General features: G+C 65.3%; 13 protein-coding genes and 1 pseudogene. 8 read left to right on the forward strand and 6 right to left on the reverse strand.

Annotated elements, in window-relative coordinates:
* The first annotated feature begins 20 nt into the window (after nt 1-20).
* From A8G08_RS09185 to A8G08_RS09195, 3 genes are read left to right on the forward strand one after another with little or no spacing between them, the layout of a single operon-like run.
* Nucleotides 21-434, forward strand: coding sequence for a roadblock/LC7 domain-containing protein (locus tag A8G08_RS09185; RefSeq protein WP_068273070.1), 414 nt, complete (start codon nt 21-23; stop codon nt 432-434).
* Nucleotides 435-440: 6 nt separating this feature from the next.
* A complete protein-coding gene (locus A8G08_RS09190) occupies nt 441-833 on the forward strand; it encodes a DUF742 domain-containing protein (RefSeq protein WP_068273053.1) in 393 nt (130 codons plus the stop codon).
* Nucleotides 834-839: 6 nt separating this feature from the next.
* Complete coding sequence (locus A8G08_RS09195; protein WP_068273055.1) at nt 840-1,421, forward strand: GTP-binding protein; 582 nt, start codon at nt 840-842, stop codon at nt 1,419-1,421.
* Between the two features lie 83 nt (nt 1,422-1,504).
* Here A8G08_RS09195 and A8G08_RS09200 read toward each other — a convergent pair whose 3' ends face one another.
* From A8G08_RS09200 to A8G08_RS09220, 5 genes are all read right to left on the reverse strand, one after another.
* On the reverse strand, nt 1,505-1,741 hold the full coding sequence (locus A8G08_RS09200) for a hypothetical protein (RefSeq protein ID WP_068273057.1): 237 nt from the start codon (nt 1,739-1,741) through the stop codon (nt 1,505-1,507).
* Nucleotides 1,738-2,589 (reverse strand): formyltetrahydrofolate deformylase, encoded by an 852-nt coding sequence (purU, locus tag A8G08_RS09205; RefSeq protein ID WP_068273058.1) that lies wholly within the window; start codon nt 2,587-2,589, stop codon nt 1,738-1,740. The genes A8G08_RS09200 and purU overlap by 4 nt, the downstream gene beginning before the upstream one ends.
* Nucleotides 2,590-2,658: 69 nt before the next feature.
* Complete coding sequence (locus A8G08_RS09210) at nt 2,659-3,582, reverse strand: bifunctional 5,10-methylenetetrahydrofolate dehydrogenase/5,10-methenyltetrahydrofolate cyclohydrolase (protein WP_068273060.1); 924 nt, start codon at nt 3,580-3,582, stop codon at nt 2,659-2,661.
* Nucleotides 3,579-4,223 carry a cyclodeaminase/cyclohydrolase family protein gene (locus A8G08_RS09215; RefSeq protein ID WP_187344451.1) on the reverse strand — a complete coding sequence of 215 codons (645 nt, stop codon included), beginning with the start codon at nt 4,221-4,223 and terminating at the stop codon, nt 3,579-3,581. Before A8G08_RS09215 ends, A8G08_RS09210 begins: the two co-directional genes overlap by 4 nt.
* Nucleotides 4,220-6,679: a GcvT family protein gene (locus A8G08_RS09220; RefSeq protein ID WP_068273062.1), complete on the reverse strand. Its 2,460-nt coding sequence runs from the start codon at nt 6,677-6,679 to the stop codon at nt 4,220-4,222. Before A8G08_RS09220 ends, A8G08_RS09215 begins: the two co-directional genes overlap by 4 nt.
* Before the next feature lie 213 nt (nt 6,680-6,892).
* Between A8G08_RS09220 and A8G08_RS09225 the strand changes: the two genes are divergently transcribed.
* From A8G08_RS09225 to A8G08_RS09245, 5 genes are all read left to right on the forward strand, one after another.
* On the forward strand, nt 6,893-7,675 hold the full coding sequence (locus tag A8G08_RS09225) for an IclR family transcriptional regulator (RefSeq protein WP_187344449.1): 783 nt from the start codon (nt 6,893-6,895) through the stop codon (nt 7,673-7,675).
* Between the two features lie 381 nt (nt 7,676-8,056).
* Entirely contained in the window at nt 8,057-9,598 is a 1,542-nt protein-coding gene (locus tag A8G08_RS09230) for a BCCT family transporter (RefSeq protein ID WP_068273064.1), read from the forward strand.
* Nucleotides 9,599-9,837: 239 nt separating this feature from the next.
* Nucleotides 9,838-10,200: a bifunctional 3-phenylpropionate/cinnamic acid dioxygenase ferredoxin subunit gene (locus A8G08_RS09235; RefSeq protein WP_068273066.1), complete on the forward strand. Its 363-nt coding sequence runs from the start codon at nt 9,838-9,840 to the stop codon at nt 10,198-10,200.
* Complete coding sequence (locus A8G08_RS09240; RefSeq protein ID WP_068273068.1) at nt 10,197-11,369, forward strand: NAD(P)/FAD-dependent oxidoreductase; 1,173 nt, start codon at nt 10,197-10,199, stop codon at nt 11,367-11,369. The genes A8G08_RS09235 and A8G08_RS09240 overlap by 4 nt, the downstream gene beginning before the upstream one ends.
* A gap of 60 nt (nt 11,370-11,429) precedes the next feature.
* On the forward strand, nt 11,430-12,551 hold the full coding sequence (locus tag A8G08_RS09245; protein WP_068273069.1) for an aromatic ring-hydroxylating oxygenase subunit alpha: 1,122 nt from the start codon (nt 11,430-11,432) through the stop codon (nt 12,549-12,551).
* Nucleotides 12,552-12,616: 65 nt separating this feature from the next.
* Here the strand turns inward: A8G08_RS09245 and A8G08_RS09250 are convergent.
* Nucleotides 12,617-13,017: pseudogene (locus A8G08_RS09250) on the reverse strand (amino acid permease); the annotation flags it as partial.

Here is a 13,017-nt window from a genome sequence, read left to right on the forward strand (position 1 = left end):
GAAGGTGAACGAGGGTGAAGGTGACGACCTCCAACGCAGGTGATCTGAACTGGCTTCTCGACGATCTAGTCAATCGTCTTGCCGGGGTGCACTACGCAGTCGTGCTTTCCACCGACGGGCTGCTACTGGGCCGATCCACGTCTATGAGCCGTGAGGACGCCGAGCACTTCGGTGCCATGTCGGCCACTCTGTACGGGCTCGCACGCAGCGCAGGACATCGCTTCCAAGGCGGCGGCGTTCGCCAGGCCGTCATCGAACTCGAGAAGGCGGTGCTGTTCGTGACGGCGGCCGGAAGCAACGCATGTATCGCCCTGCAAGCCGCAGACACCGCGAATCTGGGTATGGTCGCGTACGAAATGAACCTGACTGTGCAGCGTGTCGGCAGCTACCTGTCCGCTGATCCTCGTAACGGTGTGGCCGAGCAAGCGACGTAGATTGCTGTGACACGAAAAAGCGAGCCTTGGTTCGACAATGCGGCCGGTCCCCTGGTCCGCCCGTACGCCGTCACACGGGGCCGCACCATGGGAGCGGGACACGATCTCGACATCCTTACGCTCGTGGTGACCGTGTCCCCCGCTCCGCGACTGCTGCGGTACACCGAACCGGAGTACGCGGAGATCATTCAGTTGTGCGGTACTGCGCAGTCGGTGGCCGAGGTCTCCGCGCACCTGAATCTGCCGCTGGCGGTAGCCAAAATCCTCGTCGGTGATCTCATAGCCGAGGGCCTGCTGAACTTCCGGGCTCCCGCCAACAGCAACTCCTACAACGACGTTGCCGGGATCGGCGAGCTGAAAATTCTGCACACAGTGCTCGATGGAATCCGAAAGCTGTAGTCCACTATGCCTGAAAATGCGTCCTCAGCCGACCTGGCTGCTTCGGTCAAAATCCTCGTAGCCGGCGGCTTCGGAGTCGGTAAGACCACGATGGTGTCTTCCGTCAGCGAGATCGTGCCACTACGTACCGAGGAAATGATTACCGAATTGTCCACCGGCATCGACGATTTGTCGGGCGTGGAGGGTAAGACCACGACCACCGTGGCCCTGGACTTCGGTCGTATCACCCTCGATGAAAAACTGGTTCTGTACCTGTTCGGCACGCCTGGACAGGACCGATTTTGGTTCCTTTGGGACGAACTAGTGCGCGGGGCCCTCGGCGCCGTCGTTCTCGCAGACACCCGTCGGTTGGAAAACTCGTTCGCCTCCATCGACTTCTTCGAACGGCGCGGTCTCTCGTTCATGATCGCGGTGAACTGCTTCGACAGCGCCCCGGTCTACACAACTGAAGAGGTTCGCGACGCACTCGACCTCGACACCGACACCCCCGTCGTGCTTTGCGACGCTCGCGATCGCGAATCGTGTAAGTCTGTCCTGATCACGCTCGTCGAACACCTCATCGCCAAGGCGAGCATCGCAGTGGCCTGAGCAACGCAGCGATCGTCGTCGCAGCCGGATCACAGCGTCCGGACATCCGCCTGCCGGATCGGGAGACACGCCCGGGGCCTGGCCTACTCCGCGGGCAGGATCGTCCAGGAACCCGCCGGATACCCGGCGGTGATGAGCTTGGCGGCGTTCAGGATTCGTAAGTCACCGCCCGGCGCGATGTGTCCCGACGCACCCTGCCCATACCGGTCGATCCGCCCGTATGCCAGGACCGTGACGGGCCGGGCAGCGGGCGGGATCCGGCCGGCGGGGTCGAGTGCAGCGGCCGCACGGAGAGCGCGCTTGCGGGTTGGTGCACTCAACTGAAGACGACCGTCCTATGTCCGTGCAGAAGCACTCGGTTCTCGCAATGCCAGCGCACCGCGCGCGACAAGGCCAGCGCCTCGGCATCCTGGCCGACCGTAGCCAGCCGCGCCGGGTCGAAGGAGTGATCGATCCGGATGACCTCCTGCTCGATGATCGGGCCCTCATCGAGATCGGGAGTCACGTAATGCGCAGTGGCGCCAACCTGCTTCACGCCGCGGTCGAACGCCTGGTGATACGGCTTGGCACCCTTGAAGCCGGGCAGGAACGAATGGTGAATGTTGATCGCTCGTCCACGCAGCGCTCGGCAGGCGTCATCGGAGAGCACCTGCATGTACCGCGCGAGCACCACTAGATCGGCGTCGAGCTCGTCGACCAGTTCCAGGAGCGCCGCTTCTGCCCGGGGCTTCGTGTCGGGGGTCACCGGGATATGCACGAACGGCAGTCCCGCGGCCTCCGCCATCGGGCGAAGCACCTCATGGTTGGACGCCACGGCCACGAGATCGGCACCGAGAGTGCCTGCACGCCAACGGAAGATGAGGTCGTTGAGGCAGTGCCCCAGCTTCGACACCATCACGATGACCCGCGGGGCTTCACAGTCATCGAACCGGAATGTCATGCCGAAGCTGTCGGCGATCTCTGCGAATCGATCGGAGAGCCCAGCGACGTCGAGGTCCTCGTCGGCGCTGACAAAACTCGTACGCAGGAAGTATGCGTGGTTCAGCGGGTCGTCGAACTGCTGATGCTCGGCGATATCGCAATGCAACGAGAGCAGGAACGAGCTCACCGCATGCACGATCCCGGGTCGCTGTGGGCAACTGAGCGTCAAGGTGAAGGTCTTGGTCATGACGGTCTCTTTCCGGACTGTTCTTCAGGGGTGTGTAGGTCGGGGAGAACTGTTGTAGAGGAGGGGAACTCAGCCGGCCGCGCCGATGAGGTCGCCTCGGTCCGCGCGGTCGATCGCATCTGCTGTCGATGCGGCCGCGACGGTGTTCGCGAGTAGTAACGCTGTTGTCACCGGGCCTACGCCACCGGGAACTGGGGTCAGTCCACCGGCAATGCCCGCGACGGAGTCGGCATCGACATCGCCGACCAATCCGCCATCGGCCACCGCGTTGGTGCCGACGTCGATGATCATCGCGCCGTCTGCGATGTGTTCACCGGTGATGAGGCCGGGGACACCGGCCGCGACAACGACGACGTCCGCGGTGCGGGTGCTCGCCGCGAGATCCCGGGTGTGCCGGTGGCACAGGGTGACCGTGGCGTTTCGTTGCACCAGTAGGTGTGCAACCGGGGTGCCGACAACGATCGAACGGCCGACCACCACTGCAGTCTTGCCCTGAAGCTCGATGTCGTGGAAATCGAGCAGGGTCATGACGGCCTGCGCGGTTGCGGGGGCGAAGGCACGCTGGTTCGCAAGCAGCCGGCCGATACTCACCGGATTGGCGCCGTCCACGTCCTTCTCCGGGCTGATCGCGTCCCGCAGGGCTGCGAGATCGGTGCCCTTGGGAAGCGGGGTCTGCAGGATGATGCCGTGTACGCCGGGATCCCGGCTGAGTTCCACGAGCGCGGTCCGCAGCCGGTTTGTCGATGCCTCGGGCCCGAATGCGTGGATCTCGCAGTGAATGCCGGTTCGCTCAGCGGTCGCCGCGATGGTCCGGACGTACCAGGCGGTCGATTCGTCATCGGTGGCCGTCACAACTGCCACCGTGGGACGGACGCCCAAGGCGACAAGTGACGCGGTACGGGTGGTGACATCGGCGCGGATGCTTGCCGAAAGATCCGCTCCACCAAGGGGGACGGGGCGAGCGGAGCGACGGGGGAATGTGTCACTGCTCATGACTGGACCAGCTTTCGTACTCGTGCGGTGATGGCGTCGGCGCGGTCGGCGAGCTCGTCGACACCCGCCATGCGGGTCAGCAGGGATTCGCGAGCAAGGGAATCGGGAATGCCGGGAATGTTGATCTCGACATTCACCCGGGCAGTGGTTGCCGCTGCGCGAGCCGCCTCGGCTGCTGCCGCGACGTCGCTGATGACATTCGGGTTCGACACGGGCAGTAGCTCTTCGGCGAGCGTCAGTGCCTCGGCGGCGGCATCGGCGACGTCGGCGGGAACGGCCGCGGCGCGTTTCGTCGCCGCCGCGATCGCCGCGGACCGGGCCGCCTTCTCGGCCTCGGTGTCCTTCGGCAATCGATACGACTCGATCACCCCGGAGAATGCGGCCATGTCCTCGTCTGCGAGTCGCAGTGCGCGGGCACGAACGGCATCTGCCCGGTCGCAGATCCTGGTCACCAACGACTCGTGCTGGGCATAGCGCGGGCCGGTCGTGTACCGCGCGACCATGGACACGAGCGCGGCGGCCTGCCCCAGATGCAGTGCGGCAGTGGCACCGCCGCCCGGAGCGGGAACCTTCGCGGCAAGCGCGTCGAGAAACTCGGTGACCGTGCCCGTGCGCAGCGAGCCGGTGACGGCGGCGCTCACGAGCGGATCTTCTTCATCTCGGGATCGACCAGCGGCTCGGCGACCACGGTGGCCGAGACGCGGCGGTCGAAGTAACCGATCGAGACCGAAGTGCCCACGCTCGCACTGGCCGGCAGCCATGCGTAGGCGATCGGTGCACCGACGGTGTGGCCGAATGCGGCACTGGTCACGTAACCGGCCGGGCTGCCGTCGAGGTAGACCGGCTCGGACCCGAGCACGACCGAGGTTCCGTCGTCGATGATGAGACACGCCAGGCGCCGCTCGACGGTCTCATCCGAAACACCGTCGAGGGCGTCGCGGCCCACGAACTCGCCCTTCTGCGGACGGACCGCGAAGCCGAGGCCGGCCTCGTACGGGTTGTGCTCGGTGGTCATGTCGGTGCCCCAGGAGCGGTAACCCTTTTCCAGTCGAAGACTGTTGAACGCCGCGCGTCCGCCGGCGATGATGCCGTGACGTTGTCCCTCGGCAAACAGTGCGTCCCACAGCCGCAGCCCGGTGTCCGCGGAGGTGTAGAGCTCCCAGCCGAGTTCGCCGACGTAGGACAGTCGCATCGCAGTCACCGGAACCCCGCCGATGCGAACCTGCTTGGCGCGGAAGTACTTGAAGCCCTCGTTCGAGAAGTCGTCGCGGCTGAGCGCCTCGACGATGTCGCGGGCGCGCGGACCCCAGAGGCCGATGCAGCAGGTGCCGCCGGTGATATCGCGGACCGCGACACTGCCGTCCTTTGGCGCTTGGCGCTGGAGGTAGTCGAAATCGAGGTTGCCGTTGGCGCCGACCTGGAAGGTGTCCTCCGACAGGCGTGCAACAGTCAGATCGCTCTTGACGCCACCGGTCTCGTCGAGTGCCAGCGCGTAGGTCACCGAGCCGACCGACTTGTCCATCTTGCCGGTCGTCAGTCGCTCCAGCAGGGCGAGTGCGCCGGATCCGCTGACCTCGATCCGCTTGAGCGGAGTCATGTCGTAGAGCGCCGCAGCGGTTCGGGTGCGCCACGCCTCGGCGGCGGCGATGGGGGAGTGGAACTTCGCCGCCCAGTCGTCGCGCGCGGGGGGCGTCCACTCCGGCGGAAGCTCCTCCAGCAGTGCGGCATTGGACTCATACCAGTGCGGGCGCTCCCAGCCGCCGCCTTCGAGGAAGAACGCGCCGAGTTCGGTCTGACGGGCATGGAACGGGCCGACCCGGATGTTGCGCGGCGATTCCTTCGGCTGCAGAGGGTGCATGACGTCGTAGATCTCGACGAAGTTCTGCTGCGAGGTCTCGCTGACGTAATCGGGGTCGAGCTGGAACTGCTCGAACCGGTGCACGTCGCTTCCGTGTAGTTCGACCTCGGAGTGCCCGTCGATGAGCAGTTGCGCGACCGACCGTGCGACACCGGCCGAGTGGGTGACCCAGACAGCCTCGGCGATCCAGAAGCCGGCGATGTCGGGGGACTCGCCGATCAGCGGACCGCCATCGGGAGTGAAGGAGAAGACGCCGTTGAATCCGGTTTCGATCTTCGCGGTCTCGAGGCAGGGCAACAGCTTTCGGCACTCGTCCCACGCGGGGGCGAAGTCTTCCTCGGTGAACGCGAGCATCGAGGGCATCGCGTCCTCGGCGTAGTCGCCGCTGGGCAGCTCACGCAGATCGACCGGCATCGGCCGGTGCGCGTAGGAGCCGATCCCGAGCTGGTCGACATGCTCGCGGAAGTACAGGTCCTGGTCCTGGTGGCGCAGGATCGGGTAGCCGGCCTCGGACAGTTCGGTGTTGCGCCCGACGAGCTCCGGGATCTGGTCCGTCTTGGCGTACTGATGCGCCAGCGGCAGCAGCGGGGTTCCCATCCCGATCAGCGCGCCCAGGTCGGGGCCCCAGAAGCCGCCGCAGGAGACGACGATGTCGGCGGGAACGATGCCATTGTTTGTTGAGACTCCGGTGACCTTGCCGCTGGCGTGCTCGATGCCGACGACCTTGGTGGAGCCACGGAACTCGGCGCCGCGGGCCTGCGCGCGGCGGGCGAGCGCCACGACGATACGGGAGGCCTTGGCCAGGCCGTCGGTCTCGACGTACAAGCCGCCGAGAATCCGGTCCGCCTCGAGCAGCGGGTGCAGCTTCGCGCATTCCTGCGGATCGAGGACGCTGCCCTCGATGCCCCAGGAGGTGGCCCAGCCCTGCTTGCGGTGCAGGTCGGCCAGGCGCTCCTCGGTCGTGGCCACCTCGAGGCCACCGACCTGGTTGAAGCACCACTGGCCGTCGAGATCGAGCGAGACGAACTTTTCCTGCGTGTAGCGGGCGAAGTCGGTCATCGCCTTGGAGGCGTTGGTCTGGAACACCAATCCCGGTGCGTGCGAGGTGGATCCGCCGGTGAGGGGAAGCGGGCCCTGGTCCAGGACGGTGATCCGGTCCCATCCGCGTGCGGTCAGCTCATCCGCAAGGTTCGTACCGACGATTCCTGCGCCGATGATCACAACGCGCGGTGATCCCATGAGTCGTTCTCCTAGCTGTGGGGTTCAGATATGCCCCTCTTGGGCGAGTTCGCAAGCTGTCTCGATCCGCCGCAGGGTCCCTGCGGTGACGAGTCGTCGACAACTGATATACCAAGGTAGGTCTGACTGTGATCTGGGTCAACCCCTGGAATGCAACGGATCTATTCCGGAAGCCTCTTGGGCATTGGTCCACTATTTGCGTATGGTTGCGTCATGGGCAACACGAGCACCGAGTCCGGCAACGGTGGAGTGCAGTCGGTCGACCGCGCCATAACGGTGCTGGAAATCCTCGCGCGCCGCGGTGAGGCCGGGGTGACCGAGGTCGCGGCCGACATCGGCGTGCACAAGTCCACCGCATTTCGGTTGCTAGGCGCACTCGAGGAGCGCGAGCTCGTCGAGCAGACCCAGGAGCGTGGCAAGTACCGCCTGGGCTTCGGCATTCTCCGACTCGCCACCGCGGTGCCTGGCCGGCTCGATGTCACGCGGCAGGGCCGCGAGATCGCCGAACAACTGGCCGCCGAGGTCGGCGAAACAGTCAACGTCGCGGTCCTGCGCTCGCAGTTCGTGGTGAATGTCGATCAGGCGCGCGGCCCTTCCGCGGTCGGTGCGCACAACTGGGTCGGCGAGCTCACGCCGCTGCATGCCACATCGAGCGGCAAGATCCTCCTCGCGTTCATGTCGGCCGAGAGGCGGCAGGCGTTGCTTGACGCTGTCGAACTGACTCGCCTGACGGAACGCACCATCACCTCGGTTGAGGAACTGGCCACCGAGCTGAAGGCGGCCGCGCGCGATGGCTACGCCACCACACTCGAGGAACTCGAGGACGGACTCAACGCCGTGGCGGCACCGGTTCGCGATCACACGGGCGTGGTTATTGCCGCCATCAGCGTCTCGGGGCCGGTCTACCGATTCACCGAGGATCGCCTGCGGGACGTCACACCGGCCGTCGTCGCCGCCGCGGATGCGGTCAGCGAGCGCATGGGCTTCCGCGGCTAACGGTCATCCGACCAGGACTTCTGCGGTCGCGGCGCGCCTGAGCGCGCCTCATTGGTGACGATCCGGCACTCACATCGCCGTCACAAGATTGTGATCCAGGTCATTTCCCTCCATGGGGTTGACATGGGTCACAGGCGGTCCCACTCTTGAGTTGTTCAATATGCGTGATGTTGCGTAGTACGCAACTATCCAACCTGCATACACATATCGCACGGCGGCCCGGAACAGCCCACCTGAGGTCGCAGACGCCCGCACCGGCGGGGCGCCGTGCCTCAGGAGTGAGATGTGACAACACAAAAAGAACCACTCGACATAGAGGCAAGGACGATCCTGGGTTCGGCGGTATCCGACCCGGGAATCGTCGACTGTTCGGAAGAAGACATGTCCCTGCACTCGCGGCGTCCGTGCACCGACCCGATCGTTTTCGGAGTCAGCGCAGGCGCTGCGGTGGGAATCCTTGTCTGGGGCCTGGTTTGGTCGTCCGCGTTCGACAGCGCGATGTCATCCGTCCTGAACTGGGTGGTGACCAACCTCGGCTGGTTGTTCATCATTTCGTCGACGTGCTTCGTGCTGTACGCGCTCTATCTGGCATTCAGTCGATACGGACGCATCCCGCTCGGTGCCGACGGTGAGAAGCCGGAATTCCGGACGGTCAGTTGGATCGCGATGATGTTCAGCGCAGGCATGGGCATCGGCCTCATCTTCTGGGGCGTCACCGAACCGTTGACCCACTTCGTTCAGCCTCCGCCCGGTCTCTCCGATTCGAAGGCCGGCTCGGCGCTGGCGACCGCGCTGTTCCACTGGGGACTGCACCCGTGGTCGATGTACGCGGTGGTCGGGTTGGCAATCGCGTACGGCACGTTCCGCAAGGGCCGGCCGCAGCTGATCAGCTCGGCATTCATCCCGCTGTTCGGGCGGGCACGCATCGAGGGGCCGGTCGGCAAGATCATCGACATCCTTGCCATCTTCGCCACGATGTTCGGCACCGCTGCCTCGCTCGGCCTCGGCGCACTGCAGATCGGGTCCGGTATCGAGGTTGTCGGCTGGGTCGGCGAGGCCGGCACCATGCTGCTCGTCGGGATTGTCGCGCTGCTCACCCTCGCGTTCGTCGCGTCGGCTGTCTCCGGTGTCTCACGCGGCATCCAGTGGCTTTCCAACATCAATATGGTGCTCGCACTGACCCTGGCGGTATTCGTATTCATCGCCGGCCCAACGATTTTGATTCTCAACCTGCTGCCAACTGCATTGGGCGATTACGCCGCAGGTATTGCCAGCATGTCGGCGCGGTCGGCCGCCGCCGGTGCCGACACCGAGAAGTGGCTCTCGTCGTGGACGATTTTCTACTGGGCTTGGTGGATCTCCTGGACCCCCTTCGTCGGGATGTTCCTCGCACGCATCAGCCGCGGCCGCACCATCCGCCAGTTCGTCGTCGGCGTCATCCTGATCCCGACGACCGTCAGCCTGATCTGGTTCACCATCTTCGGTGGCGCCGGTATCGGGCAGCAGAGCGAGGGTATCGACCTGTTCGGTAGCGGGAATCCGGAGTCGACATTGTTCGGCATGCTCGACCACTTGCCGCTCGTCGGATTGTCATCCCTGCTGGTGATGGCGCTCGTAGCAATCTTCTTCGTGTCCGGTGCCGATGCGGCGTCGATGGTGATGGGAACGCTGTCGCAGCGCGGCACGCTGAACCCGTCGCGATGGGCCGTGGCGTTCTGGGGACTGACCACCGGCGGTGTAGCGGTCCTCATGTTGTGGGCGGGCGGCGACGACGCCCTGAACGGTTTGCAGAGCATGACGATCATCGTCGCGGCGCCGTTCGTGTTCGTGATGGTCGGCATGTGCGTCTCGCTTTACCGCGATGTCTCCACGGATCCGCTCGTGGCCGATACGCGACGACGCCTGCGCCACGCGCGGCACTAGCTCATCGAGCGCCCGCCCATGCGCGGACCGTGTCGGCGGGCGCTCGATCGAAGCGATTTGTTCGCCAACGCTTTTGGGCCTCTGACCAGGAGGCCGCGACCCAGGGAAACCTGTTCAACCGTCCAGGTGTCGCGACTGAAAAACGAGTGGTCCGTCCACTTGACAAGAGATGTGACTCAGACCACGCTGTTGCATATTACGAACTGAGTTCCGCCATTTGCTACCGGAAGGCCCGGCTCATGCTCGATGTCTGTCCCCTTTCCGCACTGCCCCGAGGCGAGGCACGTCGTGTCGAAGCCGACCCCCCGATCGCGGTGTTCCACACCGACGACGGCGAGGTGTTCGCCATCGACGACACCTGCTCCCACCAGGACGCATCGCTCGCCGATGGCTGGCTCGAGGGTTGTGAGGTCGAGTGCCCGTTGCATGCGTCGCGGTTCGACCTGCGCACCGGTGCCGTGGATGCACCGCCGGCCAAGCGCCCCGTTCGCACCCACGCCGTGGTGATCGAGGACGACATGATCCGCGTCGAGCTCAGTACCGAGGAGCCCAACCTTCCCCCGGATATCCGTGCCCGTCTCGCCAGTGAGGCGCAGCGATGAAGCGGATCGCCGTTGTCGGGGCCTCGCTCGCCGGACTCTCTGCGGCACGCGCCCTGCGTGCTCAGGGATTCGACGGGGAACTGGCCGTCGTCGGCGACGAGAGCCGCCGGCCCTACGACCGCCCTCCGCTGTCGAAGGAATTCCTCGCAGGCACCATGACCGAGGCCGATCTCGCCCTCGAGGACTCCGATGACGACGAGCTGCGGCTGAACTGGATGCTCGGCGCGGCGGCGACCGGCCTGGACGCCCACACTGGAACCGTCGAGCTCGCCGACGGCAGTCGCATCAGCGCCGACGGCATCGTCATCGCGACCGGGTCCCGCGCACGCCGCTGGCCCGGTAGCGATGGACTCGCCGGCGTCCATGTCATTCGCACGATCGATGACGCCGCCGCCCTGCGGGCCGACCTGCAGGCCGGTGCTCGACTCGTCGTCATCGGCGCCGGATTCATCGGGGCCGAAGTCGCCTCGACCGCACGCAAGCTCGGCCTCGACGTCACTGTCGTCGAAGCGGCGCCGACCCCGCTCGCCGGCCCGCTCGGTGCTCAGCTCGGCGCGATCGTCGCGCAGGCGCACTCCGACAACGGCACGACGCTCATCTGCGGAATCGGCGTCGACGGTCTCACCGGTGACGGCCGCGTCACCGGTGTCGATCTCGCCGACGGTCGTCACCTGCCCGCCGACGTCGTCGTGGTCGGGATCGGGGGAGTCCCCAACATCGAATGGCTGCAGGGCAGTGGCCTCGAACTCGGCAACGGCGTGATCTGCGGCGCCGGTGGTGAGACTTCGGTGCCGAACGTCGTCGCGGTCGGCGACTGCGCGGCCTGGTACGAATCCGCGACCGGCGGTGCTCATCGCGTCGAGCACTGGACCGGCGCGCTCGAACGCCCGGCGATCGCGGTGGCGACACTGCTCGCCGGTGGCCTCCATCAGGGAACGCCCGCCAAGCCGCCCTACTTCTGGTCCGACCAGTACGGCTCGCGCATCCAGTTCGCAGGCATCGCCCGTCCCGGCGACGAGATCACTATCGAGGAAGGCGATTGCGCCCAGCGCAGCTTCCTTGCCACCTACCGCCGCGATGGCCGCCTCGTTGCCGTTCTCGGGGTCGATCAAACGCGTCTGTTCACCCGCTGGCGTCGGCAGCTTTGCAGCGTGCCGGCGACCGCCTGATCATCCGATCGACGAATCCTTCAGCCCCACAGCCCAATTGAGACCCTTTCAGGAGCATCAGTGTCCACTCCCGTTCTTCCCGACAGCCTCATCTCCACGCTGCCCGGCCACTACTACACCGACCCGCAGGTGTTTGCGCTCGAGCAGGAAAAGGTCTTCGAAACCATGTGGTTCAACGTCGCGTTGGCCAAAGACCTCGACAAGCCGGGCGCATTCAAGACCGTTCAGGTGGGGCGTGAGAGCGTCCTCGTGACCCGCTCGCGCACAGGCGAAATCCGCGCGTTCTTCAACGTCTGCCGCCACCGCGGCGCGCGGCTGTGCACCGAGGAGAGCGGCGAGGTCAAGCGCTCGTTCCAGTGCCCGTACCACGCCTGGACCTATGACCTCGATGGCAAGCTCGTCGCCGCGCCGAACCTTACGAAGATGCCCGACGTCGATCGCACCGATTTCGGCCTGCGCAAGATCGCGGTGCAGGAATGGCTCGGCTACGTGTGGGTGTGCCTGGCCGACGAGCCGTCCTCGTTCGAAGAGACGGTCGTGCAGGAGATTCGCGACCGGCTCGGTGATGTCGAGTCGATCGAGCGTTACGGAATCGAAAACCTCAGCCTGGGCCGCCGGATCGTCTACGACGTCAAGGCGAACTGGAAGCTCATCATCGAAAACTTCATGGAGTGCTACCACTGCGCGACGATTCACCCCGAACTCACCGAGGTGCTGCCCGAGTTCGCGGACGGCTACGCCGCTCAGTACTACGTCGGCCACGGCGCCGAGTTCGGTGATGACGTGCAGGGCTTCACGGTGGACGGGTCCGAGGGGCTCGACCAGATTCCCGGCGTCGCCGAGGATCAGGATCGTCGTTACTACGCAATCACGATCCGCCCGCAGGTTTTCGTCAACCTCGTTCCCGACCATGTGATCGTGCATCGCATGTTCCCGATGTCCGCCGATCACACCATCGTGGAATGCGATTGGCTTTATCTTCCCGGCGTTGTCGAGTCCGGCAAGGACGTCAGCCGTTCGGTCGAACTCTTCCACCGCGTCAACCAGCAGGACTTCGATGCCTGCGAACGCTGCCAGCCGGCGATGGACTCGCGCACCTACCGCGACGGCGGAGTCCTCGTGCCGAGCGAGCACCACATCGGCGCCTTCCACGATTGGTTGCAGGCCAAGCTCGCCGAGTGACGAACGACGGCGAATAACATTCGGGCCGTGTCGATCTGCAGCGTGCGGATCGACACGGCCCGACTTCAGTGCGGGAGCTTCTCCGTGGGATCCGCCGTAAACACTTGCGTCACAGCAATATCCGGATAGTCGGTGCGAGCGCGGTCGACGACCTCGAATCGGTTCCAGACCGAATTCTCCGGCGGTTGTGTGGTGATGACGATCCGGTCCGGGTGAAACGTGTCCACTGCATCGGCAAGCGCGCGCAGTGGACGGAAGTCACCACGGGTACCTATCACGTCGAGATTGTCCGAGCGCAGCACTGACAGCGTGTGTTCGAGCCTGGCTTGCGCGACTTCCTGGGTCGCGTCCCATACGTCGAGTGGACCGTGCGTCGCGGCGGTGCCGGTTTCGACTTGGCTGTCCGGCACGACGACAAAATAGGTTGCCGCGCGATCGGCGTCGATGCTGTGCAACTCGGTGAGCA

Source organism: Aldersonia kunmingensis, from assembly GCF_001646865.1.
GTDB lineage: Bacteria > Actinomycetota > Actinomycetes > Mycobacteriales > Mycobacteriaceae > Aldersonia > Aldersonia kunmingensis.

Excerpts from the sequence above, each read along its gene's own strand:
- A8G08_RS09195 (WP_068273055.1), top strand. The coding sequence starts at position 840 with ATGCCTGAAAATGCGTCCTCAGCCGACCTGGCTGCTTCGGTCAAAATC.
- purU (WP_068273058.1), bottom strand. The coding sequence starts at position 2,589 with ATGACCAAGACCTTCACCTTGACGCTCAGTTGCCCACAGCGACCCGGG.
- A8G08_RS09210 (WP_068273060.1), bottom strand. The coding sequence starts at position 3,582 with ATGAGCAGTGACACATTCCCCCGTCGCTCCGCTCGCCCCGTCCCCCTT.
- A8G08_RS09220 (WP_068273062.1), bottom strand. The coding sequence starts at position 6,679 with ATGGGATCACCGCGCGTTGTGATCATCGGCGCAGGAATCGTCGGTACG.
- A8G08_RS09225 (WP_187344449.1), top strand. The coding sequence starts at position 6,893 with ATGGGCAACACGAGCACCGAGTCCGGCAACGGTGGAGTGCAGTCGGTC.
- A8G08_RS09230 (WP_068273064.1), top strand. The coding sequence starts at position 8,057 with ATGTCCCTGCACTCGCGGCGTCCGTGCACCGACCCGATCGTTTTCGGA.
- A8G08_RS09235 (WP_068273066.1), top strand. The coding sequence starts at position 9,838 with ATGCTCGATGTCTGTCCCCTTTCCGCACTGCCCCGAGGCGAGGCACGT.
- A8G08_RS09240 (WP_068273068.1), top strand. The coding sequence starts at position 10,197 with ATGAAGCGGATCGCCGTTGTCGGGGCCTCGCTCGCCGGACTCTCTGCG.